The organism is Pseudomonas nitroreducens TX1 (assembly GCF_000313755.1).
Taxonomy (GTDB): Bacteria; Pseudomonadota; Gammaproteobacteria; order Pseudomonadales; family Pseudomonadaceae; genus Pseudomonas; species Pseudomonas nitroreducens_A.
The window spans coordinates 1-24,953 of record NZ_AMZB01000124.1; the positions used below are offsets into that span (position 1 = coordinate 1).

The following is a 24,953-nucleotide window of genomic DNA, read 5'->3' on the forward strand; positions in this document are numbered from 1 at the left end:
GAAGTTCGAGTCTTCTCCTGGGCACCATCTTCAAACGAAAAAGCCGAGCATAGCTCGGCTTTTTTGTTTTCGGCTTTCCGCTATCCGGAATCCAAACCTGGCGTAGGAGCGGTCCTTGTCCGCGATGTGCAACAGGCCGGCTCCGAGCTGCTGGCAATCAATCGCGGACGGAGTCCGCTCCTACGAAAAAAGCAGAACCTTGCGCACCTTCACGCCTTGAATTGCCCGAGACTGGCGCGCAACTGACCCGCCAGGCCATCGAGCACGCGCCCACTGCTGGCGGTCGCGCTCACCGCTTCGGCCGCGCGGCTCGCCTCGGCATGGATCACCTCGACCCGCCCACGCACCGCCGCAGCGCCGGCCGCCTGCTGCTGCGCCGAATGGGTCGCCGCTTCGATAGCGCCGTGCACCTCTTCGACGGCACTCTGCACTTCGCGCTGCAGCCGCTCACTGTCCTGCAGCGCAGCCAAACCCTGCACCGCCTGCTCGCGTGCCTGCCCAATGGCCGATACCGCCTCGCGCGCACCCTCCTGCAGCGCACCGATGTGCGACTGGATATCACCGGTGGATTGCTGGGTCTTGCTGGCCAACGCGCGCACCTCATCCGCCACCACGGCGAACCCTCGCCCGCTCTCGCCAGCGCGCGCCGCTTCGATGGCCGCATTCAATGCCAGCAGGTTGGTCTGCTCGGCGATGCCATGAATCACCGAGAGCACCACTTCGATCTGCTCGCTCTGCCGTGCCAAGCGCTCGATCACGCCGGCGCCGTTCTGCACGCGCGACTCCAGGGCCTCGATCAGGCCACCCACCTTGCGAGCGATGGCCGCATTGTCCTGCGCCGCCTTGCGGATCTCACCGACCCGCGCCAGAGCCGCCTGCATGGAGCGACTCTCCATTTCAGCTTCTGCCGCCATGCCGGAGAGCGCCTCCAGGCTACCCGCCACCTCATTGCGCTGCCTGTCCGCCGCCGCTTCGGCACTGGCACTGCGGCTGGCCAGTGCGGCGATCTCGCTGCCGGTCTGCTGCGCCACCTGCCCCGCCTCCCGCACGATGGGCTGGAGCTTGTCGACGAAACGATTTACCGCCGTCGCCATCTCGCCCAGCTCATCACGGCTGTCCAGCCGGACGCGCCGGGTCAGGTCACCCTCCCCGGCCGCCAGGTCATTCAGCGCATCGATCAGCAGGCGCAGACGATTGACCACACGACGGCCCAGCACGATCGCCAGCCACAGCAGCACACCGAGACCGACCAGCAGCAGCCCCATGCCGATACGCCAGCGCAGCGTTCCCGCCGCATCTTCGATGGAAGCCTTCGCACCCAGGCTCATGCCATCCGCAGCCTGCTTCGCGGATTGCAGACGCGCGGTGAGCGCCTTGGCGCTATCAGCCGCCGCCCCGGCAAGGCTGTCGCCCACCAGTTGATCGCCACTGGCGACCAGGGCGGAAAAGCGCTGATCCAGCGCAGCGATCTGCTTCTCGATGGCCTCAGTGGAAACGCCCAGGCGCACCGTGCCGATGACGACCCCATTGGGGCTGATCGGCGCCTCGACGAGGAACACCGAACCGTCGTGACTCGCCGCTTCGAGCACCTTGTCCAGCGCGCGCTCGCCCTTGCCCTTCTCCAGCAGCGCCTTGACCCGCGCATCCTCGCGATTGAGGTAACGGGTCAGGTGCTGGCCCTGGGGATCGTCGTAGACCACGAAGAGCACGTTGGGGTTGGCCTGGGCGCGCCGCGCATAGTCCGACAGCAGCGGCACGTCGTTATCCCACATGGCCTTGGGCGCCACCGCCGCCAGCAGCTGCGCCAATTCCGTGGCGGACTGCCGCAAGCTCTGCTCCAGCCCCTCGCGGAGCTGGCCCTGCTCTTCCTCCAGGCGCGCTGAAAGCGCAGAACCCAGGCGCTCGCGAGTTCGCGCGGAGAGGTCGTTCAACCCGGAGGTGACCTCCCTGCCCGCCTGCTCCAACTCAGCGGCCAGGCGTTGCGATTCGTTACCCAGGCGCGTCCCCAGGTCGCTGACCAGGCCATCGACAGTGCTACGGGTAAGCCAGAGGGCAATCGCCAGCTGCACCAGCAGCGCGACGCCCAGGGCGATAAAAGCGGGTCGCAGCAAGCGACTGCGTAATAGGGACAGGACGGCGGACACGGCGGATTTCCTCCGGACGTAACGGATGTCTGGCGCGAAAGGCGCCAATCCGTTTCTCCAGCAAAGCGCGTGCCGCTACGCAAAGCCAAACCCCGGAAACGGCAACGGGCCGCAAGAGCGGCCCGTTGCAGTGTGCAGCTGTGGATCAGCCGAACGGATGGCGCAGGACGATGGTCTCGGCGCGGTCCGGGCCGGTCGAGATGATGTCGATGGGCGCACCAACCAGCTCCTCGATGCGCTTGATGTAACCACGCGCATTGGCCGGCAGGCCTTCCAGGCTCTGCACGCCGACGGTGGATTCGCTCCAGCCCGGCAGGTCCTCATAGACCGGCTGCAGGCCGATGTAGCTGTCGGCGTCGGTCGGCGCGTCGGTCAGCAATTCGCCAGCGGCGTTCTTGTAACCGGTGCAGATACGCACGGTTTCCAGGCCGTCAAGGACGTCCAGCTTGGTCAGGCACAGGCCGGACAGGCTGTTGATCTCGATGGCGCGGCGCAGGATAACGGCATCGAACCAGCCGCAACGGCGGGCACGGCCGGTGGTGGCACCGAACTCGTGACCGACCTTGGCCAGGCGCGCGCCGACGTCATCGAACAGCTCGGTCGGGAACGGGCCGGAACCGACACGGGTGGTGTAGGCCTTGGTGATACCCAGGATGTAGTCCAGGTACAGCGGACCGAAGCCCGAACCGGTAGCGGTGCCGCCAGCGGTGGTGTTGGAGCTGGTGACGAACGGGTAGGTACCGTGGTCGATATCCAGCAGCGAGCCCTGGGCGCCTTCGAACATGATGTTCTCGTTGGCGCGACGCAGGTCGTGCAGCGCCGAGGTCACGTCGATCATCAGCGGACGCAGCTCATCGGCATAGGCCATGCACTCATCCAGGGTCTTCTGGAAGTCGACGGCCGGCTCCTTGTAATAGTGCTGCAGGACGAAGTTGTGGTAGTCCAGAACCTCGCCCAGCTTGGCGGCGAAACGCTCGCGGTGGAACAAGTCGCCCACGCGCAGGCCGCGACGGGCCACTTTGTCTTCATAAGCCGGGCCGATGCCGCGACCGGTGGTGCCGATCTTCGCGTCGCCACGGGCCTTCTCGCGCGCCTGGTCCAGGGCCACGTGGAACGACAGGATCAGCGGGCAGGACGGGCTGATGCGCAGGCGCTCGCGCACCGGTACGCCCTTCTCTTCCAGCTTGGCGATTTCACGCATCAGCGCGTCGGGCGCCAGCACCACGCCGTTGCCGATCAGGCACTGCACGCCTTCGCGCAGGATGCCCGACGGAATCAGGTGCAGAACAGTCTTCTCGCCGCCGACTACCAGGGTATGACCGGCGTTGTGGCCGCCCTGGTAACGCACCACGGCAGCAGCCTGGTCGGTCAGCAGGTCGACGATCTTGCCTTTGCCCTCATCACCCCATTGGGTGCCCAGGACTACGACATTCTTACCCATAACACTTGTCCCCATCGTGGATGTTCGGTGCCGGCCGCGGCCGGCGGAAACTCGAAGTGGCGCGCCTCAGAGCGGCGCCACCTGCCAATTGCCATTGCGAACCAGCAATTGCTGGTCGCAGCCCGCTTCGGAAGCCGAAGCCGCATCCTGCCCGGGCAGCGCCTGTACCACGCGCAGACCCTGACGGCGCAACTGCTGCACCGCCTGCCACAAGCCAGCCCCTTCGGCCGGCGCCCAGACTCCGGTGCGCGGCTCGTCGAGCTGGGCGCGACCAAGAGTGACCAGGGTCTTGAGGTCGGTCGAGAAACCGGTGGCCGGACGCGCACGGCCGAAATCTGCGCCGATGTCGTCGTAACGGCCGCCCTGGGCGATGGATTCGCCAACCCCAGGCACGAACGCGGCAAACACCACACCCGTGTGATAGTGATAGCCGCGCAGCTCGCCAAGGTCGAAGTACAGCGGCAGCTGCGGGAAGCGCGCCGCCAGCGAGTCGGCAATGGCTGTCAGATCGGCCAGCGCCGCCTGGACATTGGCCGGAGCGCCAGCGAGCACTTCGCGCGCCAGCTCCAGCACCTCGCGGCTACCACACAGTTCAGCGAGCGCGCGAAGCATGCCGGCGAGCTCGCTCGGCAGGCCCTCGGTCAACGCTGCGATCTCATCCACGGCCTTGCGCTGCAGGGCGTCGAACAGCAGTTGTTCGACCTCGCCGGACAGGCCTGCAGCCTGGGCCAGGCCGCGGTAGATGCCGACGTGGCCGAGGTCCATGTGCACGTCCGGCACCTGGGCCATCTCGAGCATGTCGAGCAGCAGGCTGATGACTTCGACGTCCCCGGCGGAGCCGGTGTTGCCGTAGAGCTCGGCGCCCAGCTGGATCGGGCTGCGCGAAGTGGCCAGCGCACGCGGGCGGGCATGCAGCACGCTGCCGGCGTAGCACAGGCGGTTCGGGCCTTCGCGACGCAGGCTGTGGGCATCCATGCGCGCCACTTGCGGCGTGATGTCCGCACGGAAGCCCATCAGTCGGCCGGACGCCGGATCGGTGACCTTGAAGGTACGCAGGTCCAGATCCTGGCCAGCACCGGTCAGCAGGGATTCGAGGTATTCGATATGCGGGGTGACGACGAACTCGTAACCCCAGCGCTGGAACAGGTCCAGCACCTGACGGCGGGCTGCTTCAACGCGCGCCGCCTCCGGTGGCAGCACTTCTTCGATTCCATCTGGCAGCAGCCAGCGGTCTACCGTTGCCATGTCGCCTCTCTCCTTTTTAGGCCGGGCGGCACTTCAATGAATGCAGTAAAGAAGGACGATGCCGAGCAGCATACTGCCCAGCCCGATGAGTCTCAGACTGCGGTCGCCAAGGCGCCCGAGCCCGCTCACGGCGTCTCGCCAGCCACGCGGATACAGGAATGGAAGGAGGCCTTCCAGCACCAGCAACAGACAGAACGCCTTGCCGAATTCCTGCCACATGGCTCTCGTACATCATTCTCGCGGACGCAAAAAAGCCGGGATTTCCCGGCTGCCCCATGATAACACGATTTCTCCGGCGGGCGCTGCCGCCCGCCGGAGAGATGCGAGGGTCCGTTGATGTTTCGGCGTGAATCGCGTTGCTGGGTCACATCACGCCAGGCTAGACGCGGGACGACGGTAATCGCCGTCCCTTGCCTAGTTCCGCAACGACGCATGGCGGGATGTGCCGCGCAACCCGAAGGGACGAACCCCGTGTAGCGCGGCGCCCGAACCTCAACTCGGCATCGGGACACTCGCTACACGGGGGTCGGCGCGATCACGACGAAGCGTCGACGGACCCTCAGGGTTTAGCTTTTTCGAGGTAGCGGAAGAAGTCGTTGCTCGGATCGAGCACCAGCACGTCCTTCTTGTCCGCAAAGCTTTCGCGATAGGCCTTGAGGCTACGAGTGAAGGCGTAGAACTCCGGATCGGCGGCGTAGGCCTTGGCATAGATCGCCGCCGCCTTCGCGTCGCCGTCACCGCGGGTCTCTTCCGACTCGCGATAGGCCTCGGCCAGCAGTACACGACGCTGACGGTCGGCATCGGCACGGATACCTTCGGCCAGTTCGCGACCCTTGGCCCGGTGCTCACGGGCTTCGCGCTCACGCTCGGTGCTCATGCGCTCGAACACGCTGCGGTTCACTTCCTTGGGCAGGTCGATGGCCTTGACGCGAACGTCGACCACCTCGATACCCAGCTCTTTCTGCGCCATGCGGTTCAGCGAAGCGGTGATATCGCCCATCAGGGCATCACGCTCACCCGACACCACTTCGTGCAGGGTGCGCTTGCCGAACTGGTCGCGCAGGCCGGCTTCCAGACGACGGGACAGACGCTCATCGGCGATCTGCTTCATGCCCGAAGTCGCGGTGTAGAAGCGCTCGGCATCGGAGACGCGCCACTTGGCGTAGGCGTCGACCATCACTGCTTTCTTCTCCAGCGTCAGGAAGCGCTGGGTCGGCGAGTCCAGGGTCAGCAGGCGGCCGTCGAACTTGCGCACCGTGTTGACGTACGGAATCTTGAAGTGCAGGCCGGGCTTCACGTCCGGCTCGACCACGCGACCAAAGCGCAGCAGTACCGCGCGTTCGGTCTGTTGCACCACGTAGACGCTGCTCCAGACGGCAACAGCAACCACCACACCCGCGATGAGGGCGATCAGGGACTTGTTACTCATCAGCGGCTCTCCCGGGTACGCGTGTCACGCTGCTGCAGGTCGTTGGCAACCCGCGAACCGATATCCGGCGTGCTGCTCGCGCTCGGCGCGGCGCTCGGAGCTGCCGAACCACGGCCATCCATCATCTTGTCCAGCGGCAGGTAGATCAGATTGTTCTGACCCTGCTGGCCGGTCACCAGCACCTTGCTGGTCTGGCTCAGGACATCCTGCATGGTGTCCAGATACAGACGCTGACGGGTGACTTCCGGCGCCTTGTGATACTCGCTGGCCAGCTTGGCGAAGCGGTCAGCCTCACCCTGGGCGCGGGAGACCACTTCATCGCGGTAGCCATTGGCTTCCTCAATGATGCGCTGCGCCTGGCCACGGGCTTCAGGTACCACGCCGTTGGCGTAGGCTTCGGCCTGGTTCTTCTCGCGCTGCTCGTCCTCGCGGGCACGGATCACGTCGTCAAACGCTTCCTGCACTTCACGCGGCGCGGCGGCGCTCTGGATGTTCACCTGGGTCACCGTGATACCGGTCTTGTAGGTATCGAGGAAACGCTGCAGGCGATCACGCACCTCGGTGGCCATCTGTTCGCGGCCCTCGGTGAGGATCTTGTCCATGGTGGTGGAGCCAGCCACGTGGCGCAGGGCGCTTTCGGTAGCGTGCTGCAGGCTCACTTCAGGCTGGTCGACGTTGAGCACGAAGTCCTTCAGGTTGCTGACCTTGTACTGCACGGTCAACGGAACCTCGACGATGTTCTCGTCCTCGGTGAGCATCTGCCCCTGCTTGCTGTAGGCGCGCTCGCGGGTGACGTTCTCCTGGAACTTCTTGTCGATCGGTGGGAAGTAGATATTCAGGCCGGGGCCTACGGTGTCGTGGTACTGGCCGAAGCGCAGGATCACCGCCTGCTCCTGCTCGTCCACTACGTAGATGGCGTTGTACAGCCACAGCACGGCGAGGATCGCCAGGCCGATACCGAACAGACCGAGGCTACCGCCCCGACCGTTGCCGCCACCGCCCGAGCCGCTGCCGCGCTTGGGTTTTCCGAAAATTCCGTTCAGGCTGTCTTGCAGCTTGCGGAACGCTTCATCCAGATCAGGCGGGCCCTGGCGACCACCACCACGGCGTCCACCCCAGGGGTCCTGGTCGTTCTTGTTCGAGTTGTCACCCGGCTCATTCCAAGCCATAGCGCTCTCCATCTGATAACGCGAAAACGCGCCTACGGCGCGCCCACCTATGCTACCGAATGCCCCTTACCCTGCCAAAAACAGTGTGCCGGGCTTTATTGCAAAGTGTGTTGCGCAATGAACTCCGCAGGCTGCCAGCCTTCGCGGCTCACCATGCGGTTCAACTCGACACGCGGCAGGCGAACCTGCAATACGGCGCGCCCTTGGTCGTCGTGATTCTCCGACTGTACCGCACCCAGCTCGAAGAACTGAGCCCGCAGTCGTCCCAGGCGCTGTGGCAGGCAGAGCGTTCCCACGAACATGTCCTCCCCCAGCAACTCGGAAATCGCCTGCTCCAGCAACTCCAACCCACGCGATTCCCGCGCCGAGAGCCAGACACGGACCGGCCTGCCCAGCTCGTCGCGCTGGATCATCGGCTGGATATCCGGCAGCAGGTCGATCTTGTTGTACACCTCGAGCATCGGCAACTCGTTCGCGCCGATTTCCTTCAGGACAGCCAGCACCTGTTCGATCTGCGCATCGCGATCCGGCTCGTGGGAGTCGATCACATGCAGCAGCAGATCGGAGTTGCTGGACTCTTCCAAGGTAGCTCGAAACGCCTCCACCAGCTTGTGCGGCAGGTGGCGAATGAAGCCTACGGTGTCGGCCAGCACGATCGGCCCGACGTCATCCAGCTCCAGGCGGCGCAGGGTCGGGTCGAGGGTGGCGAACAGCTGGTCAGCCGCATAGACCTCGGAAGTGGTCAGCGCATTGAACAGCGTGGACTTGCCGGCGTTGGTGTAGCCCACCAGGGACACCGCCGGAATCTCCGCACGGCGGCGACCGCGACGAGCCTGCTCGCGCTGGCTGCGGACCTTCTCCAGGCGCGACTTGATCTGGCGGATGCGCCCACGCAGCAGGCGGCGGTCGGTTTCCAGCTGGGTTTCACCCGGGCCACGCAGGCCGATACCGCCTTTCTGGCGCTCAAGGTGAGTCCAGCCGCGCACCAGACGCGTGCTCATGTGCTCCAGCTGGGCGAGCTCCACCTGCAGCTTGCCCTCGTGGGTACGGGCACGCTGGGCGAAAATATCGAGGATCAGCCCCGTACGATCGAGCACGCGACATTCGAGCGCTCGCTCGAGGTTGCGCTCCTGGCTCGGCGTAAGGGTGTGATTGAAGATGATCAGCTCGACCTTCTCGGCGTGGACGAGGTCGTGCAACTCTTCGACCTTGCCGCTGCCGATCAGGTACTTGGCTGAGGGCTGATGGCGCGAAATGCTGACGAAAGCAACCGCTTCCGCGCCTGCCGAACGGGCCAGCTCCTGGAATTCCTGCGGGTCTTCGCGCGCCTCGGGGTCCTGACCTTCCAGATGGACCAGAATGGCCCGTTCCCCACCACCCGGGCGCTCAAAGAACAAGGCGGACTCCCGTCAAACGTTACCCGGCTCGGCCGGTTGATCACCGGTGGGCAGGCGCACGGGGCGGCTGGGAACCACGGTGGAGATAGCATGCTTGTAGACCATCTGGCTGACAGTGTTCTTCAGCAGGATGACGAACTGGTCGAAGGATTCGATCTGGCCCTGCAGCTTGATGCCGTTGACGAGATAGATGGAAACCGGAACGCGTTCTTTGCGCAGGGTATTGAGGTAAGGGTCTTGTAGCGAATGCCCTTTTGACATATGCCGCACTCCTTGTAAGGGTAAATAACTGATTTAGTAGTAGTCGAATTTGGCTTAACGCCGTCCTGAACCCCAAGGATAGACGGCCGGAATTAAGGTCTCGAGCCTATATGGAGACCGCCTCAAAGTATTTCAAGGCACGCGGCAAATTGTCGCTTGCCTGACTGTCCAACCAGTGTAGATCGCTCCAACTGCGGAGCCAGGTGAACTGGCGCTTGGCCAGCTGCCGCGTGGCGATGACGCCGCGCTCCACCATCTCAGCGTAGGACAGTTTGCCCTCGAGGTATTCCCATACCTGTCGGTAACCCACCGCCCTTATGGACGGCAGCCCTACGTGCAAGTCACTTCTTGCGCGAAGGCGTTCGACCTCGGCGATGAAGCCCTGTTCCAGCATCTGATCAAAACGTTGCGCGATACGCTCGTGCAACACCTGGCGCTGCAGAGGCGCGATCGCCAGATGAGCCACAGTATACGGTAATTGTCCACCGCCTTGCGCGCCGAGACCCGCGTTTTCACTCGCCTGGCGTAGTCGGTGTGCAGTCATGGACATACCGCTCACACGGTAGACCTCGAGGGCACGGACAAGCCGCTGAGGGTCGTTGGGATGGATACGTGCGGCCGACTCCGGGTCGACGCGGGCCAGCTCTTCGTGCAGGACGCTCCAGCCTTCGGTGGCGGCCCAGGCTTCAAGCTCAGCGCGCACGGCAGGGTCGGCGCTGGGCATATCGGCCAGGCCTTCCAGCAACGCCTTGAAATACAACATGGTGCCGCCGACCAGCAGCGGGATCTTCCCGGCCGCGGTGATCTCGGCCATGGCCGCCAGGGCGTCGGTACGGAATTCCGCTGCCGAATAGGCCTCGCTGGGGTCGCGGATATCGATCAGGCGGTGCGGAAACTCCTCCAGCACCTCGCGGGACGGCTTGGCAGTGCCGATATCCATGCCGCGATAGATCAGCGCCGAGTCCACGCTGACCAACTCCACCGGCAGCAGGCGCGCCAACTCCAACGCCAGGTCGGTCTTGCCGGCAGCGGTGGGACCCATGAGGAATATTGCGGGAGGCAGGGACATCGGAAGCTCGTTATCGCGCACTGCTGAATCGATTGGCGTGCAGTTTACTGCACTTTCCTGAACGCAGGCTTACGAAAATCAACGTCCCCGCAGGAACAGCTTGTCCAGTTCGTCGAGCCCCAGCTGGGTCCAGGTCGGCCGGCCGTGGTTGCACTGGCCGCTGCGCTCGGTCACTTCCATGTCGCGCAGCAGGCCGTTCATCTCCGGCAGCGTCAGGCGGCGATTGGCGCGCACCGCGCCGTGGCAGGCCATGGTGCCGAGCAACTCGTTGAGGTGCGCCTGGATGCGGTCGCTGGTGCCGTATTCCAGCAGGTCGGCGAGCACGTCGCGCACCAGCTGGGTGGCCTCCGCCTGCTTGAGCAACGCGGGAATCTGCCGGATGGCCAGGGTTTCCGGGCCGAGCCGCTGCAATTCGAAGCCAAGCCTGGAGAACCAGGCGCCATGTTCCTCGGCGCAGTCCGCCTCGCGCTCGCTGACCGCGATGGACTCGGGCACCAGCAGCGGCTGGCCGCGCAGGCCTTCGCTGGCCATGGCGGTCTTCAGGCGCTCGTACATGATGCGCTCGTGGGCGGCATGCATGTCCACCAGCACGAGGCCGTGGGCGTTCTCGGAAAGGATGTAGATGCCCTTGAGCTGCGCCAGGGCATAACCCAGCGGCGGTACGTCCTGGCTGCTTTCCGGTAGCGCCTGCGGCGCCTGGTCGGGCAGCGGAGCGAAGTAGGCCCTGTAGGCGCCCTGGGCTTCCTGGATCGGCGGGATCTCCGGGCGCGTCTGCTGGTAGCTGTAACCACCACCGCCGCCACCGGAACTGCCGGAAGCCGGGCTCGGCTGCCAGGCACGCGCAGCGGCCGGGGCTTCGAGCACCGTCTCGGACAGGCGCATCTCGCCCTGCGGGCCGAACTCGCCGGCCTCCGCACCGGTGGGGCGCGGCACGGTCAGCGTGGTTGCTCCCGGCGGCGCCAGCTGGTCGTCCGGGCGCACTTCCGCCAGTGCCCGGTGCAGGGTGCCGTAGAGGAAGTCATGCACCATGCGGCTGTCGCGGAAACGCACTTCATGCTTGGTCGGGTGAACGTTGACGTCCACCACCGAAGGGTCGACTTCGAAGAACAGCACGAAGGTCGGATGACGACCGTTGTACAGCACGTCGCGGTAGGCCTGGCGCACGGCGTGCGCGACCAGCTTGTCGCGCACCATGCGGCCGTTCACATAGAAGTACTGCAAGTCCGGCTGGCTGCGGGAGAAGGTCGGCAGGCCGACCCAACCCCACAGGTGCAGACCGTTGCGTTCCACTTCGATGGGCAACGCCTGCTCCAGGAACCCGGTGCTGCACACGGCACCCACGCGGCGCGCGCGGGACGCTTCGTCCTTGGCCTCGTGCAGCGAGAGGATGGTCTTGCCGTTGTGCCGCAGGTGGAACGCCACGTCGAAGCGCGCCAGGGCCAGCCGCTTGATGACTTCCTGCAGGTGATCGAATTCGGTCTTCTCGGCACGCAGGAACTTGCGCCGCGCCGGAGTATTGAAGAACAGGTCGCGCACTTCGATGCTGGTGCCCACCGGATGGGCCGCCGGCTTCACCGTGGACTCCATGTCGCGGCCCTCGACCTCCACCTGCCAGGCCTGGTCGGCGTCGGCGGTGCGCGAGGTCAGGGTCAGGCGCGAGACGGAACTGATCGAAGCCAGCGCTTCGCCACGGAAGCCCAGGCTCATCACCCGCTCGAGGTCTTCCAGTTCGCGGATCTTGCTGGTGGCGTGGCGCGCCAGGGCCAGCGGCAGGTCGTCGGCGGGAATTCCGCTGCCATCGTCGCGCACGCGCAGCAGCTTGACGCCGCCCTGCTCGACTTCGACGTCGATGCGCCTGGCGCCGGCGTCCAGGCAGTTTTCCAGCAGTTCCTTGATAACCGACGCAGGCCGCTCGACCACTTCGCCGGCAGCGATCTGGTTCGCCAGCCGCGGGGTGAGCAGCTGGATTCGGCGCACCTCACTCATTGCTGCGACGCCAGAGAGGTGCCCGGAATCTTCAGCACCTGGCCAATCTTCAGCTCGTCGCTCTTGAGCGAATTGGCGCTGCGGATCGATGCGGTGCTGACGTCGAAGCGGCTGGCAACCATCGCCAGGCTGTCGCCACTGCGCACGACGTATTCGCGCGGGCCGGAAGCCAGCTGGCCGCCGTCACGCAGCGAAGCAATGTAGGTGCCCGGCGGCGGAGTCTGTACGAAATACTGGCGCACACCGCTGGCGATGGAGCGCGCCAGCGCCTGCTGGTGTGAGCCACTGGCCAGCTTGGCGGATTCGTTCGGATTGGAGATGAAGCCGGTTTCCACCAGGATCGACGGGATGTCCGGGGACTTCAGCACCATGAAGCCGGCCTGCTCCACGCGACGCTTGTGCAGCGGGGTGACACGGCCGACGCTGGTCAGCACCTTGTGGCCGACGTCCAGGCTGGAAGACATGGTGGCGGTCATCGACAGGTCGAGCAGCACACCGGCAAGCATCTTGTCCTTGTCGTCGAGGTTTACGCCGCCGTCGCCGCCGATGAGGTCGGAGCGGTTTTCCGTGTCAGCCAGCCAGCGCGCGGTCTCGGACGTTGCGCCACGGTCGGACAGGGCGAACACCGAGGCCCCGAAGGCGCTGCGGCTGGGCGCGGCGTCGGCGTGGATGGAGACGAACAGGTCCGCGCCCTTCTTGCGGGCTATCACGGTGCGGTTGCGCAGCGGGATGAAGTAGTCGCCGGTGCGCGTCAGTTCGGCGCGGAAGCCCTTCATCTGGTTGATCTGTCGCTGCAGCTCGCGGGCGATCGAGAGGGTGATGTTCTTCTCGTGCAGGCCGTTCGGGCCGAGGGCGCCGGGGTCTTCGCCGCCGTGACCGGCATCGATGGCAATCACGATGTCGCGCTTGCCGCCGCTGCTGGGTGCGGGAATCTTGGCCACCGACTGCGCGGGGCTGACCGGCGTGGCGGGCACGCTGGGCGTCGGGGTCGCAGGGACGTCCGGAGCGATATCGGCGCCCTGGTCATAGAGATCGACGACCAGGCGATTGCCATACTGCTGGTTTGGCGGCAGCACGAAGCTCTTGGGCGTGACCGCGTTCTTCAGGTCCAGCACCAGGCGCAGGTCGGTGGGCGAGCGCTGGGCGGAGCGCATCGCGGTAATCGGGGTATTGCCGAGCTTGAGCTTGTCGAGGGCAGCGGACATCTGCGCGCCGTTGATGTCGACGACGATGCGGTTGGGCGCACTCAGGGTGAACAGACTGTGCTGCACGGGACCGGACAGATCGAACACCAGGCGTGTGTTGTCCGGCGCGCGCCAGATGCGCACGCTCTTGATTTGCGTGGCGGCAGACACCTCGCCGACAAAGAATGCCAGCAGAACGGACACCCCGATAAACAACGCCCGAAGGCGCAACCCCCAACCCATCTTTTTTCTATGCTCCCGTGGCCAGGGCGGCACACCAGGCTTCGCCCCGTGTTCCGTGCGGGTCGAGGCGCAGCATGCGTCCGCCCGCATGCGGAACAATGGTAATGTCCATGTCGGCCTTTGGCAAAATGCCTTTGCCGCGCTCCGCCCACTCGATCAGGCACAACGCATCGCCTTCGAAGTAGTCGCGAATACCCAGGAACTCCAGCTCCTCGGGGTCGGCAAGGCGGTAGAGGTCGAAGTGGAAGGCGCGCAGATCGCCGATTTCGTAGGGTTCGACCAGGGTAAAGGTTGGACTTTTTACCGATCCGCCATGACCCAATCCCCTCAGGATGCCGCGCGACAGCGTGGTCTTGCCCGCTCCCAGGTCGCCATGCAAGTAGAGGATCCCGCGCCCCCCGGTCACCTCGGCAATCCGGCGGCCGAGATCGACCATGGCCTCTTCGCCATCGGCGAACAGATTCAGTTCAGGCATGGGGACAACTCCTCGAGCAACTGACGAACGGCAGGAATCAGATCGGCGGCAGCCAGACCGCGACCCTCTGCGCCTAGCGACTCGCCGGCGCGCGCATGCAGCCAGACGGCTAGGCAGGCGGCATCGAAAGCAGGCAGCCCCTGCGCCAGCAGCGCACCGAGGATGCCGGACAGCACATCCCCCAGCCCCGCGCCGGCCATGGCGGGATGCCCGTGGTTGCACAGCGCCAACCGGCCATCCGGTGAGGCGACCAGGCTGCCGACACCCTTGAGCACGACCACTGCCTGATAGCGCTGCGCCAGCGCGTGCGCGGCTTTTGGCCGGTCAGCCTGGACCTCGGCGGTGGGAATACCCAGCAGGCGCGCAGCTTCGGCCGGATGGGGCGTGATCACCCAGTCACCGGACGGACGAGCGACCAGACCTTCAGCCAGCAGGTTGAGCGCGTCGGCGTCCCACACCTGCCGGCGTTCCAGGCTCGCGGCGGCGCTGACCAGTACGCGCCCCCAGGCTTCGCGACCGACACCGGGGCCGACCACCAGCACATCGGCGCGCTCGGCGAGGCGAAGCAGCTCGGCGGAAGAGGAAACGCCGCGGGCCATAAGCTCGGGCCGGCGGGCCAGTGCAGCGGGCACGTGGGCGGCACGGGTTGCCAGGGACACCAGCCCGGCGCCGCAGCGCAGCGCACTCTCGCCGGCCAGCAGCACGGCGCCGCCCATGCCGGTTTCGCCACCGATCACCAGTGCATGACCGAACTGGCCTTTGTGTGCGGCCTTCGGACGCGCGGCCAGAGCAGCCAGCGAAGCCGGAGCGAGACGGCGCGCCACGCCATCCGCAGAAATCAGCGCAGGATCGGCATCGAGTCCGTCGAACACCAGCTCGCCGCATTGATCGGGGCCTTGAGCGGTGAACAGGCCGAACTTGAGGCCGATGAAGGTCACGGTCAGGTCGGCATTCACCGCACAGCCCAACACTTGTCCCGTGTCGGCACTCAGGCCGGAGGGAATGTCCACGGCCAGCACCGGCAGGCCGCTGGAGTTGATCGCAGCGATAGCCGAGGCGTAAGGCTCGCGCACCTCGCCACCCAGGCCGGTGCCCAGCAACGCGTCCACCAGCACACCGCGCAGCTCGGCGCGGTCGCTCCAGGCCTCGATATCCACACCGACCGAACGCGCTTCGCCATGGGCCGCGGCGGCATCACCGGACAGGCGGGAAGCATCGCCCACCGCCAGCACACGCACGCTCCAGCCGGCGCGCAGGGCCAGGGCGGCGATCAGGTAGCCGTCGCCGGCGTTGTTGCCGTGGCCGGCCAGCACGGTGATCTCGCCGGCACCCGGCCATTGCCGGCGCAGCGCGCGCCAGGCGGCGTGGGCGGCGCGGCGCATCAGTTCGAAGCCGGGCGTACCGGCGGCGATCAGGCGCGCGTCGAGGTCGCGCACCTGCTGGGCGCTGTACAGATTCAGAGGCAAATCGTCGTGGGCAGTCATCGCGGTTCCGGGCGGCAGAATGTGTCGCCTTGGCGTTCGGACGGGCCGACGCCGGCAAGGTCTGGCAGAATTATACCCACCCGGACTTCGCTTTCTCGCCTTCCATGCACGATTCGACACTCGACTATGCCGACCTCGCCCTCTCCATCAAGGAGTGGGGGCGTGAACTCGGCTTCCAGCAGGTCGGCATCAGCGGGCTCGACCTCGAGGCCCACGGCGAGCATCTGCAGCGCTGGCTGGAAGCGGGCTACCACGGCGAGATGGACTACATGGGCGCCCACGGCAGCAAGCGCTGGCGGCCGGACGAACTGGTGCCCGGCACCCTGCGGGTGGTGTCGCTGCGCATGGACTACCTGCCCGGCGACACGCGCATGGCGCAGGTGCTGGCTGATCCGCAGAAGGCCTATATCTCGCGCTACGCCCTGGGCCGCGACTATCACAAGCTGATCCGCAAGCGCCTGCAGCAGCTGGCCGAGCGCATCCAGCAGCGGATCGGGCCGTTCAGTTTCCGCGCCTTCGTCGACAGCGCGCCGGTGCTGGAAAAGGCCATCGCCGAGCAATCGGGCCTGGGCTGGATCGGCAAGAACACCCTGGTGCTCAACCGCAAGGCCGGCAGCTACTTCTTCCTCGGCGAGCTGTTCACCGACCTCCCGCTGCCGGTGGACGCTCCGCACGGCACAGAGCATTGCGGGCGCTGCTCGGCCTGCATGGACATCTGCCCTACTGCGGCTTTCGTCGCGCCCTATGTGCTGGACGCGCGGCGCTGCATTTCCTACCTGACCATCGAGCTGAAGGGCTCGATTCCCGAGGAGCTGCGCCCGCTGATCGGCAATCGCGTGTTCGGTTGCGACGATTGCCAGATGGTCTGCCCTTGGAACCGCTTCGCCCGCGCCACCGACCAGGGCGACTTCCAGCCGCGCCACAGCCTGGACAATGCCGCATTGGCGGAGCTGTTCCTGTGGACGGAGGAGGAATTCCTCAGCCGCACCGAGGGCTCGCCGCTGCGGCGCGCGGGTTACGAGCGCTGGCTGCGCAACCTGGCCGTGGGGCTGGGCAATGCACCGTCGACCATCCCGGTGCTCGAGGCGCTGCGCGCGCGGCGGGAGTTCCCGTCGGAACTGGTGCGCGAACATGTGACCTGGGCGCTGGCACGGCACAACGTTTGACGCGATGGCGTTTCGTAGGAGCGAGCCTGCTCGCGAACCTGAATCCCATTGCGGGGCTTGTTCGCGAGCAGGCTCGCTCCTACATAGAGCAGAATCGCTCCGCTTATACCTTGATGAAATGCTCGCGGTAGTAGCGCAGCTCGGCGATGGACTCGCGGATGTCGTCCAGCGCGAGGTGGGTGTTGCCCTTCTTGAAGCCGTCACGCACCGCCGGCGCCCAACGCGCGGCCAGTTCCTTGAGGGTGGAGACGTCAAGGTTGCGGTAGTGGAAGTAGCCTTCCAGCTTCGGCATGTGGCGGTAGAGGAAGCGGCGGTCCTGGCAGATGCTGTTGCCGCAGATCGGCGAGCTGCGCTTGGGCACCCACTTTTCCAGGAAGGCGATGGTCATCGCCTCGGCTTCGGCAGCCGAGATGGCGCTCTCACGTACGCGCTGGGTCAGGCCGGACTGGCCGTGCTGGCGGGTGTTCCACTCATCCATGCCGGCGAGCAGCTCCTCGCTCTGGTGCACGGCGATCACCGGGCCTTCCTCGAGGATGTTCAGGTCACTGTCGGTGACGATGGTCGCCATCTCGATGATGACGTCCTTGTCCGGGTCGAGCCCGGTCATCTCCAGGTCGATCCAGATCAGGTTCTGTGGGTTCTGCATGATGGGGCTCCTCAGCTCAGCCCTCTAGTTTAGCGGGAAGCGGGCGAGCGCATGCTAAACTGCGGCGCGATTTTCCTTGTGGATACCCTATGGCCAAGCGTCACCTCACCCGCCGGCAGAGCTGGCGGATCGAAAAAGTCCAGGAGGAACGCGCCGCCCGCGCGGCGAAGCGCGAGTCACGTGCCCTGGAAGAACTGGAAGGCGGCGACCTCGGCCCGGAACAGACCGGCCAGGTGATTGCCCACTTCGGTGTGCAGGTGGAAGTCGAGGCCCAGGACGGCGACGCCGCCGGCCAGGTGTTCCGCTGCCACCTGCGCGCCAACCTGCCACCGCTGGTGACTGGCGACCAGGTGGTCTGGCGGCCGGGCAACCAGGGCATCGGCGTGATCGTCGCGCAGCTGCCACGCACCTCCGAACTGCGTCGCCCGGATATGCGCGGCGTACTCAAGCCGGTGGCGGCGAACGTCGACCGCATCGTCATCGTCTTCGCACCACGCCCCGAACCCCACGCCAACCTGATCGACCGCTACCTGGTGGCGGCCGAGCACGCCGGCATCAAGCCGCTGCTGCTGCTGAACAAGGCCGACCTGATCGATGAGGACAATGCGCCCTTCCTCGACTCGCTGCTGGGCACCTACCGCGAGTTGGGCTACCCCTTGCTGGAGGTCTCGGCCGCCAATGGCCTGGCGCTGGACGCCCTGCGCGCCGCGCTGAACGAGCACGTCAGCGTGTTCGTCGGCCAGTCCGGCGTGGGCAAGTCATCGCTGGTGAATGCGTTGCTGCCGGGCGTCGACACCCGCGTGGGCGACCTGTCGGAAGTCACCGGCAAGGGCACCCACACCACCACCACCGCGCGGCTGTTCCACTTTCCCGCCGGTGGCGATTTGATCGACTCACCCGGCATCCGCGAATTCGGCCTGGGCCACGTCAGCCGCGACGACGTAGAGGCCGGCTTCATCGAGTTCCACGACCTGCTCGGCCACTGCCGCTTCCGCGACTGCAAGCACGACCGCGAGCCCGGCTGCGCACTGCTCAAGGCGTTGGAAGAGGGACGGATTTCACCGCAGCGCATGGCCAGCTACCGGCACATCCTCGCCAGCCTGCCCCAAGACGAGTACTAAACCAGAAGGCCAGCTGTTCAGCTGGCCTTCTGGTTTCTCACTGCTGTTTGTTCAACTCGTCGAGCTTCAACGTGCCGCCATCGTCGAACAGGTTCAGCTTCTGCTTGAGCTGGTCCGGCGGCAACGGGTCGCCCTGGCCGGCCGCCGGCCGGGACGGAGCCTCCGCTGGCGCTGAGCCTCCCGGAGCAACCGGCGCTGCGCCCTCGGCAGGCTTGTCGCCACCGCCGTCCTGCCCCTCGATGGCACGCTGGGCCTTCTTGGTCAGCACGATGATGTCGATGCGGCGGTTCACCGGATTCAGCGGCTGGTCGCGGTCGAACAGCGCGGAGGAGGCGTAGCCCACCACGCGGGCGATCTGGTCTTCGGGGTAACCACCTGCCTCCAGCGCCCGGCGCGCAGCGTTGGCGCGATTGGCCGAGAGCTCCCAGTTGCCAAACTCGCCGTTGCCGGCGTAAGGCTTGGCGTCGGTGTGGCCGCTGATGCTGATCTTGTTCGGCACCTGCCTGATGGTCTCGGCCAGCGCCAGCAGGATATCCTCGAAGTACGGCTGCAGGCGCGCGCTGCCCAGGTCGAACATCGGCCGGTTGTCCGAGTCGACGATCTGGATGCGCAGGCCGTCCTGGGTGATCTCGAACAGGATCTGGTCCTTGAAGCGCTTGAGAGTCGGGTTCTCGTCGACCTTGTTCTGCAGCTCCTGCAACAGCAGCTCCAGGCGCTCCTTTTCCACCTGCTCGGCAACGTCCTGCGCCTGTTGCTCGGTAACCTTGGCGTTCTCGTCGGGGTTGATGCGCGTCTCGTCGGCGTCCGGCTGGGCCTGGATCTGCGGGTTCAGCGTCTTGTCCGGCGCCGGCGTCGGCGTGCCGCCCAGGTCGATGACATAGGGGCTGGCGCTCTCGGTGAAACCGATCGGGTCCTGGAAGTAGCCGGAGATGGCCTTCTTCTGCTCCGGCGTGGCCGAGGACAGCAGCCAGAGCACGAGGAAGAACGCCATCATGGCGGTGGCGAAGTCGGCGAAGGCGATCTTCCAACCACCGCCATGGTGGCCGGCCGCGTAGCGCTTGACGCGCTTGACGATGATCGGCTGGTTGTTATCCATGCGTCAGACGCCCCGTCAGCGACCGCGAACGGCCTGCTCCAGCTCGCTGAAGCTGGGGCGGTGCGCCGGCAGCAGCACCTTGCGGCCGAACTCCACGGCCAGCGAAGGCGGCATGCCGGAAGCAGAAGCCACCAGGCAGGCCTTGATCGATTCGTACAGGTTCAGCTCTTCCTTGGCGTCGTGCTCCAGGGCGTTGGACAGCGGGCCGACGAAGCCGTAGGCGGCGAGAATACCGAGGAAGGTGCCCACCAGCGCCGCGGCGACGTGGTGGCCGATCTCGGCCTGGCTGCCCTGGCCGAGCAGGGCCATGGTGATCACGATGCCCAGTACCGCGGCGACGATACCGAAGCCCGGCAGGGCGTCGGCGACACGGGTCACGGCGTGGGCCGGGTGCTCCAGGTCTTCCTTGAGACTGCCCAACTCCATGTCGAACAGGCCTTCCAGCTCGTGGGGCGCCATGTTGCCGGAGGACATGATGCGCAGGTAGTCGCAGACGTAGGCGGTCATGCGTTCGTCCTTGAGCACCGCCGGGTACTTGCTGAAGATCGGGCTGGCGGCCGGATCCTCGACGTCGGCTTCGATGGCCATCATGCCTTCGCGGCGGCTCTTGTTGAGCACCTCGTAGAGCATGCCCAGCACTTCCAGGTAGAACGTGTGGGTGAAGCGGTTGCCGAACATCTTCGGCGCCTTCTTCAGCACGGTCATGAAGGTGCTGCCAGGGTTGGCCTGGAGGAAGGCACCCAGTGCCGCGCCGCCGATGATCAGCACTTCGAACGGCTGGATGATGGCCGCGATCTTGCCGCCGGAGAGCATGTAGCCGCCGAGGACGCTGCCCAGAATGACGATGATGCCGATGATTTTTGCCATGGGGACCGGACTGAAACGGTGAACAGAAAGAGAGGCACTATTCCCGCCTCCCTGTTGTTATCGGAGATTTCGGGCAAGACTATAGGCCGAAAACACTAAAAACCAGTTCGGCGCCTCACGCATGTCAAAGCAAATGCTTCATCCAGAGCGTCTCAAGGCCTGGCTAGACCAGCTGGAATCTCTGCCTTTGCCCGTTCCCCTGGAGCAGCGCGATCACATTCGCCGGGCGCTGAACGACAGCCGCCGCTCGATACGGGACATTGCCGACCTGCTGCAGGACGCGCCGACACTGGCTTTCGCCATCCTGCGCGAGGCCAACCGCGCGGCGAGCGCCAGGGACAATCCGGCGGAAAGCCTGGAAGTCGCGCTCAACCGCCTGGGCCTGAGCCGCGCCAGCCAATTGCTCGACAGCCTGCCGGCGGTACCCGAGGCACAGATGCCGCGCGCACTGAACCAGTTACTGCTGATCAGCCGTCACGCCATGCAGCAGGCCAGCGGCCTGTTCGCCAACCGCCTGGCGCGGCTGTGGCAGGAAATCCACTGGGGCAGCCTGTTCACCCTCGCGCCGCTGTGGGCGCTGGCCACCGCCAAACCCGAGCTGCTGGAGAACTGGCAGCGCCAGGTCTATGGCCTGGGCCGCTGCAGCAGCGAAGTGGAGGAAGAGTTGCTCGGCACCCGCCTGCTGCCGCTGTGCCGCGCACTGGCCGAGAGCTGGCGGCTGCCGGACTGGGTCGGCCAGGGCTACGCCCTGCTCAGCGACGACAAACGCCTGCTGGTGCGCGCCCTGCACGTCGCCCATACCGAGCACGATCCGCTGGGCCAGCAGCAGCGCCTGGATGCCGACCCCGAACTGCAGCGCTGGCTGACCCGTCCGGCTAACACCATCCTCCTCGCCAACAGCCTCGCCATGGCCGCGCACCAGTCCTGGGGCGGCGTGCACATGCTGCGCTGGCAACGCCTGACCAGCCTTTACCTGCAAATGCCGCTGGAAGAATTGCAGCAGACCGTCCACGGTCTTGCCGCACAAAGCGCTCGCCGCCACGCGCGGCCGCTGCTCTGGCACCCGGCCGAGGCGTTGCTCTGGCCCTGGGCGGCGCGCCGCTGGCTCAATGGGCCGAAAACCGAGGAACCGGCCACGGCGCCGGACACCTTGGCCGAATGGCGCCAGCACTGCACGCGCCTGATGCAGTCGCCCAGCCCGTTTGGCAACGCCGTGCAGTTGCTCGACTGCGCCACCGACGCGCTGCTGGCCTGCGGCCTGCAGCGCGGGATGATCCTGCTGGCCGACAAAAGTGGCAGTTGGCTGCAAGCTCGCCGGCACTTCGGCCTGGACGGCGAGATCGGCGACTTCAAGCTGGAAGTCGCCGCCAGCCCGGTGCTGCGAAAACTCCTGCAACAACCCGGTCAGCTGCGCCTGAGCCCGGCCAACATCGCCGAGTTTTCGGCATTGCTTCCCGGTTCGCTGAAAGCTCTGATCCCCAGCGAACACCTGCTGCTGCGTTCGCTGGGCAATGGCGCGCGGGTGGTCATGCTGGTGGTTTGCGACCGCAACGGCCAGCCATTGGCGGACCTTCACGCCCAAGCGTTCGGCCGGACCGCTCAGTGCATCGAGCACGCGGTGAGGCACATGGCGCGAGGCGCCTGATTGGCGAAAGGTTTGCGCCCCGCCGCGTCCCCTTTAAACTAACCGCCCTCAAGGGGTAGCCCAGGGCGCCTGCTCACGTTGCCTCCGCCACCGTTCCCGCCGGGAGACTCCGACATGTCCGCCTTCTCCGCCCTACCCCTGGTGATCGAACCGGCTGACCTCGCCAGCCGCCTCGAAGCCCCCGAACTGATCCTGGTCGACCTGACCAGCGCCGCACGGTATGCCGAAGGCCACATCCCCGGCGCCCGCTTCGTCGCGCCTGCGCGCACTCAACTGGGCGGCCCGGCGCCGGGCCTGCTGCCAGCCAAGGCCGATCTGGAAACGCTGTTCGGCGAGCTGGGCCATAACCCCAATGCCGTCTACGTGGTCTATGACGACGAAGGCGGTGGCTGGGCCGGTCGCTTCATCTGGCTGCTGGACGTGATTGGCCACCACAACTATCACTACGTCGACGGCGGCCTGCATGCCTGGCTCGCTGACGGACTGCCACTGAGCCAGGACGTCCCTGCGCCTGCCGGCGGCCCGCTGCCGCTGACCCTGCACGACGAACCCACCGCCACCCGCGAGTACCTGCAGAGCCGGCTGGGCGCCGCCGACCTGGCCGTCTGGGACGCCCGCAACCCCAGCGAGTACAGCGGCCAGAAAGTCCTCGCCGCCAAGGCCGGCCATGTACCCGGCGCCGTCAATTTCGAATGGACCGCCGGCATGGACCCGGCCCGCGCCCTGCGCATCCGTACCGATATGCCGCAGATCCTCCTGGACCTGGGCATCACCAAGGACAAGGAAGTGATCACCCACTGCCAGACCCACCATCGCTCCGGCTTCACCTACCTGGTGGCCAAGGCCCTCGGTTATCCGCGGGTCAAGGGCTATGCCGGTTCCTGGTCGGAATGGGGCAACCATCCCGACACCCCCGTAGAGGTTTAAGGAATGTCGTTCAAAGATCGTCTGTTCATCCTCGCCCAGTACCTGCTGCCGCATCACCTGCTGTCGCGCCTGATCGGCTGCGCTGCCGAGTGCCGCGCGCCCTGGTTCAAGGACCGCCTGATTCCCTGGTTCGCCCGCCGCTACCAGGTCGATATGCGCGAAGCCCAGGTCGAGGACCTGAGTGCCTACGAGCACTTCAACGCCTTCTTCACCCGCGCTCTCAAGGAAGGTGCGCGTCCGCTGGACGAAAGCGAAGGCGCAGTGCTCTGCCCCGCCGACGGCGCCATCAGCCAGCTCGGCCCGATCGAACATGGCCGTGTGTTCCAGGCCAAGGGCCACAGCTACAGCCTGATGGAACTGCTGGGCGGCGACGCCGAGCGCGCCGCGCCCTTCATGGGCGGCGAATTCGCCACCGTCTACCTGTCGCCCAAGGACTACCACCGCGTGCACATGCCGCTGGCCGGCACCCTGCGCGAGATGGTCTACGTGCCGGGTCGCCTGTTCTCGGTGAACCAGCTGACCGCCGAGCAGGTGCCGGAGCTGTTCGCCCGCAACGAGCGCGTGGTGTGCATCTTCGACACCGAGCGCGGGCCGATGGCCGTGGTGCTGGTGGGCGCGATGATCGTCGCCTCCATCGAAACCGTGTGGGCCGGCCTGGTCACGCCGCCCAAGCGTGAGCTGAAGTCCTTCTCCTACGACGAAGCTTCCCGCGCGCCGATCCATCTGGAGAAAGGCGCCGAACTGGGCCGCTTCAAGCTGGGCTCCACCGCCATCGTGCTGTTCGGCCCCGAGCAGGTCCGCTGGGCGGAAAACCTCGCCGCCACCAGCGCCGTACGCATGGGCGAGCGCCTGGGTGGTGCGCGCCAGGGCTAAGGCCCGCTCTCCATAAGGCGGGCGGCCAACGAGTCGCCCGCCACTGCTTTTCGCCTCATCGTGCCAATTTCCTGCCATGAAACGCTTTCTGCACCTGATGGGTTGGCGCGCCAACGCCACCAGCCATCTTGAAAAATGGCTCTCCGCGATCGGAGCGCTGTGCGGCATTGCCGCCATCTATGCCGTCACCCACTGGGTCCTGCCCGGCGAAGCGGCCATCTGGGTCGTCGCTTCCATGGGCGCCAGCGCCGTGCTGCTGTTCGCCGTGCCCCACGGCGTACTGTCGCAGCCCTGGGCCGTACTCGGCGGCCAGGTACTCTCGGCCCTGGTCGGGGTGATCTGCCAGAAACTCTTCCCTGACCAGAGCTTCACTCCCGCACTCGCGGTGGCGACGGCAATCCTGGTCATGCATTACGCCCGCTGCATCCACCCACCCGGCGGCGCCACCGCACTGGCGGCGGTGTCCGGGGGCCCGGCGATCAGCGCCCTGGGGTTCCACTACGTGCTCAGCCCGGTGCTGCTCAATGTGGTACTGATCCTTGCCGTCGCGGTGGCCTTCAACGGCCTGTTCGCCTGGCGCCGCTATCCCGCGCCGCTGGCGCGCCTGCCCGCCACGCCGCAGCTGCCGGCAGGGCCCGCGCCGGAGGACCTGTACCACGCGCTGCGCAAGATGGATTCGTACATCGACGTGCAGTTCGACGACCTGCTGAAGATTCTCCAGCTGGCCCAGGAGCACGCCCAGGCGCAGCGCCTGACGCCCGACGACATCCTGCTCGGCGCCAGCTACAGCAACGCCCTGAGCGGGGATGCCTGGGCCGTGCGCCAGGTGATCGACGACCACCCGGACAAGCGCAGCCGCCAGGACCAGGTGGTCTACAAGGTGGTCGCCGGCGCCGGCAAGGGCAACACCGGCGTCTGCCGGCGCCAGGACCTGCTCGACTGGGCCGCGCATGCGGTGATGCCCCAGGGAGACGGGTGGGTCCGCGTCACCGCCCAGGATTCGTCGCGCGACGCTCTGCAACGCCAGATAAAAGGCGAAACGCCGCTGCCGTGACCTGTCCGCGCACCAGTCGGGCGATGGGCTG

At 66.1% G+C, this 24,953-nt stretch carries 23 protein-coding genes and 1 pseudogene; 7 read left to right on the plus strand and 17 right to left on the minus strand.

Features of this window, described 5'->3' with window-relative positions; translation table 11 throughout:
* A partial coding sequence (locus C167_RS35205) for a hypothetical protein (protein ID WP_235154349.1) occupies positions 1 to 246 on the plus strand: 246 nt, incomplete at its 5' end.
* Here C167_RS35205 and C167_RS35505 read toward each other — a convergent pair.
* The 14 genes and pseudogenes from C167_RS35505 to C167_RS0121660 form a co-directional block, all read right to left on the minus strand.
* Entirely contained in the window at positions 210 to 1,094 is an 885-nt protein-coding gene (locus tag C167_RS35505; RefSeq protein WP_416774253.1) for a methyl-accepting chemotaxis protein, read from the minus strand. The genes C167_RS35205 and C167_RS35505 overlap by 37 nt on opposite strands.
* A pseudogene (locus C167_RS35510) lies at positions 1,068 to 2,144 on the minus strand (HAMP domain-containing protein); the annotation flags it as partial. The pseudogene C167_RS35510 and the gene C167_RS35505, both read right to left, overlap by 27 nt.
* 145 nt (positions 2,145 to 2,289) lie before the next feature.
* On the minus strand, positions 2,290 to 3,585 hold the full coding sequence (locus C167_RS0121605) for an adenylosuccinate synthase (RefSeq protein WP_017520387.1): 1,296 nt from the start codon (positions 3,583 to 3,585) through the stop codon (positions 2,290 to 2,292).
* A gap of 66 nt (positions 3,586 to 3,651) precedes the next feature.
* A complete protein-coding gene (locus C167_RS0121610) occupies positions 3,652 to 4,830 on the minus strand; it encodes an ATP phosphoribosyltransferase regulatory subunit (protein ID WP_017520388.1) in 1,179 nt (392 codons plus the stop codon).
* Between the two features lie 33 nt (positions 4,831 to 4,863).
* Complete coding sequence (locus tag C167_RS0121615) at positions 4,864 to 5,049, minus strand: DUF2065 domain-containing protein (protein ID WP_017520389.1); 186 nt, start codon at positions 5,047 to 5,049, stop codon at positions 4,864 to 4,866.
* A gap of 340 nt (positions 5,050 to 5,389) precedes the next feature.
* Complete coding sequence (hflC, locus tag C167_RS0121620; protein WP_017520390.1) at positions 5,390 to 6,259, minus strand: protease modulator HflC; 870 nt, start codon at positions 6,257 to 6,259, stop codon at positions 5,390 to 5,392.
* Positions 6,259 to 7,428, minus strand: coding sequence for an FtsH protease activity modulator HflK (hflK, locus tag C167_RS0121625; RefSeq protein WP_017520391.1), 1,170 nt, complete (start codon positions 7,426 to 7,428; stop codon positions 6,259 to 6,261). Before hflK ends, hflC begins: the two co-directional genes overlap by 1 nt.
* Before the next feature lie 95 nt (positions 7,429 to 7,523).
* Positions 7,524 to 8,825 carry a ribosome rescue GTPase HflX gene (gene hflX, locus C167_RS0121630; RefSeq protein ID WP_017520392.1) on the minus strand — a complete coding sequence of 434 codons (1,302 nt, stop codon included), beginning with the start codon at positions 8,823 to 8,825 and terminating at the stop codon, positions 7,524 to 7,526.
* A 12-nt stretch (positions 8,826 to 8,837) separates the two neighbouring features.
* On the minus strand, positions 8,838 to 9,086 hold the full coding sequence (gene hfq, locus C167_RS0121635) for an RNA chaperone Hfq (RefSeq protein WP_017520393.1): 249 nt from the start codon (positions 9,084 to 9,086) through the stop codon (positions 8,838 to 8,840).
* 106 nt (positions 9,087 to 9,192) lie between these two features.
* Entirely contained in the window at positions 9,193 to 10,155 is a 963-nt protein-coding gene (gene miaA, locus C167_RS0121640; RefSeq protein ID WP_037006300.1) for a tRNA (adenosine(37)-N6)-dimethylallyltransferase MiaA, read from the minus strand.
* A gap of 78 nt (positions 10,156 to 10,233) precedes the next feature.
* Positions 10,234 to 12,141 carry a DNA mismatch repair endonuclease MutL gene (gene mutL / locus C167_RS0121645; RefSeq protein WP_017520395.1) on the minus strand — a complete coding sequence of 636 codons (1,908 nt, stop codon included), beginning with the start codon at positions 12,139 to 12,141 and terminating at the stop codon, positions 10,234 to 10,236.
* The gene (gene amiB / locus C167_RS0121650; protein WP_081596704.1) at positions 12,138 to 13,568 is read right to left on the minus strand and encodes an N-acetylmuramoyl-L-alanine amidase AmiB; all 1,431 of its coding nucleotides are present in this window, start codon (positions 13,566 to 13,568) and stop codon (positions 12,138 to 12,140) included. Before amiB ends, mutL begins: the two co-directional genes overlap by 4 nt.
* 7 nt (positions 13,569 to 13,575) lie before the next feature.
* Positions 13,576 to 14,043, minus strand: a complete 468-nt coding sequence (gene tsaE / locus C167_RS0121655) for a tRNA (adenosine(37)-N6)-threonylcarbamoyltransferase complex ATPase subunit type 1 TsaE (RefSeq protein WP_017520397.1) — start codon at positions 14,041 to 14,043, stop codon at positions 13,576 to 13,578.
* Positions 14,031 to 15,527, minus strand: coding sequence for a bifunctional ADP-dependent NAD(P)H-hydrate dehydratase/NAD(P)H-hydrate epimerase (locus C167_RS0121660; RefSeq protein ID WP_017520398.1), 1,497 nt, complete (start codon positions 15,525 to 15,527; stop codon positions 14,031 to 14,033). Before C167_RS0121660 ends, tsaE begins: the two co-directional genes overlap by 13 nt.
* A 104-nt stretch (positions 15,528 to 15,631) precedes the next feature.
* Here C167_RS0121660 and queG point away from each other — a divergent pair, with 104 nt between their 5' ends.
* A complete protein-coding gene (queG, locus tag C167_RS0121665; RefSeq protein ID WP_051167987.1) occupies positions 15,632 to 16,693 on the plus strand; it encodes a tRNA epoxyqueuosine(34) reductase QueG in 1,062 nt (353 codons plus the stop codon).
* 103 nt (positions 16,694 to 16,796) lie between these two features.
* Here queG and orn read toward each other — a convergent pair whose 3' ends face one another.
* Positions 16,797 to 17,339 (minus strand): oligoribonuclease, encoded by a 543-nt coding sequence (gene orn, locus C167_RS0121670; RefSeq protein ID WP_017520400.1) that lies wholly within the window; start codon positions 17,337 to 17,339, stop codon positions 16,797 to 16,799.
* 89 nt (positions 17,340 to 17,428) lie between these two features.
* Between orn and rsgA the strand changes: the two genes are divergently transcribed.
* The gene (gene rsgA / locus C167_RS0121675) at positions 17,429 to 18,460 is read left to right on the plus strand and encodes a small ribosomal subunit biogenesis GTPase RsgA (protein ID WP_017520401.1); all 1,032 of its coding nucleotides are present in this window, start codon (positions 17,429 to 17,431) and stop codon (positions 18,458 to 18,460) included.
* A gap of 37 nt (positions 18,461 to 18,497) precedes the next feature.
* Here rsgA and motB read toward each other — a convergent pair whose 3' ends face one another.
* On the minus strand, positions 18,498 to 19,556 hold the full coding sequence (gene motB / locus C167_RS0121680; protein ID WP_017520402.1) for a flagellar motor protein MotB: 1,059 nt from the start codon (positions 19,554 to 19,556) through the stop codon (positions 18,498 to 18,500).
* Positions 19,557 to 19,571: 15 nt separating this feature from the next.
* Positions 19,572 to 20,423: a flagellar motor stator protein MotA gene (gene motA / locus C167_RS0121685; protein ID WP_017520403.1), complete on the minus strand. Its 852-nt coding sequence runs from the start codon at positions 20,421 to 20,423 to the stop codon at positions 19,572 to 19,574.
* Positions 20,424 to 20,556: 133 nt separating this feature from the next.
* On the opposite strand from motA, the gene C167_RS0121690 reads away from it, so the two are divergent.
* The 4 genes from C167_RS0121690 to C167_RS32855 all read left to right on the plus strand — a co-directional run bounded on the left by C167_RS0121690 (position 20,557) and on the right by C167_RS32855 (position 24,922).
* Entirely contained in the window at positions 20,557 to 22,068 is a 1,512-nt protein-coding gene (locus C167_RS0121690; protein ID WP_416774222.1) for an HDOD domain-containing protein, read from the plus strand.
* A 114-nt stretch (positions 22,069 to 22,182) separates the two neighbouring features.
* The gene (rhdA, locus tag C167_RS0121695; RefSeq protein ID WP_017520405.1) at positions 22,183 to 22,995 is read left to right on the plus strand and encodes a thiosulfate sulfurtransferase; all 813 of its coding nucleotides are present in this window, start codon (positions 22,183 to 22,185) and stop codon (positions 22,993 to 22,995) included.
* A 3-nt stretch (positions 22,996 to 22,998) separates the two neighbouring features.
* Positions 22,999 to 23,868, plus strand: coding sequence for an archaetidylserine decarboxylase (asd, locus tag C167_RS0121700; protein WP_017520406.1), 870 nt, complete (start codon positions 22,999 to 23,001; stop codon positions 23,866 to 23,868).
* A gap of 76 nt (positions 23,869 to 23,944) precedes the next feature.
* Positions 23,945 to 24,922, plus strand: coding sequence for an HPP family protein (locus tag C167_RS32855; protein ID WP_037006303.1), 978 nt, complete (start codon positions 23,945 to 23,947; stop codon positions 24,920 to 24,922).
* Positions 24,923 to 24,953: the final 31 nt, after the last annotated feature.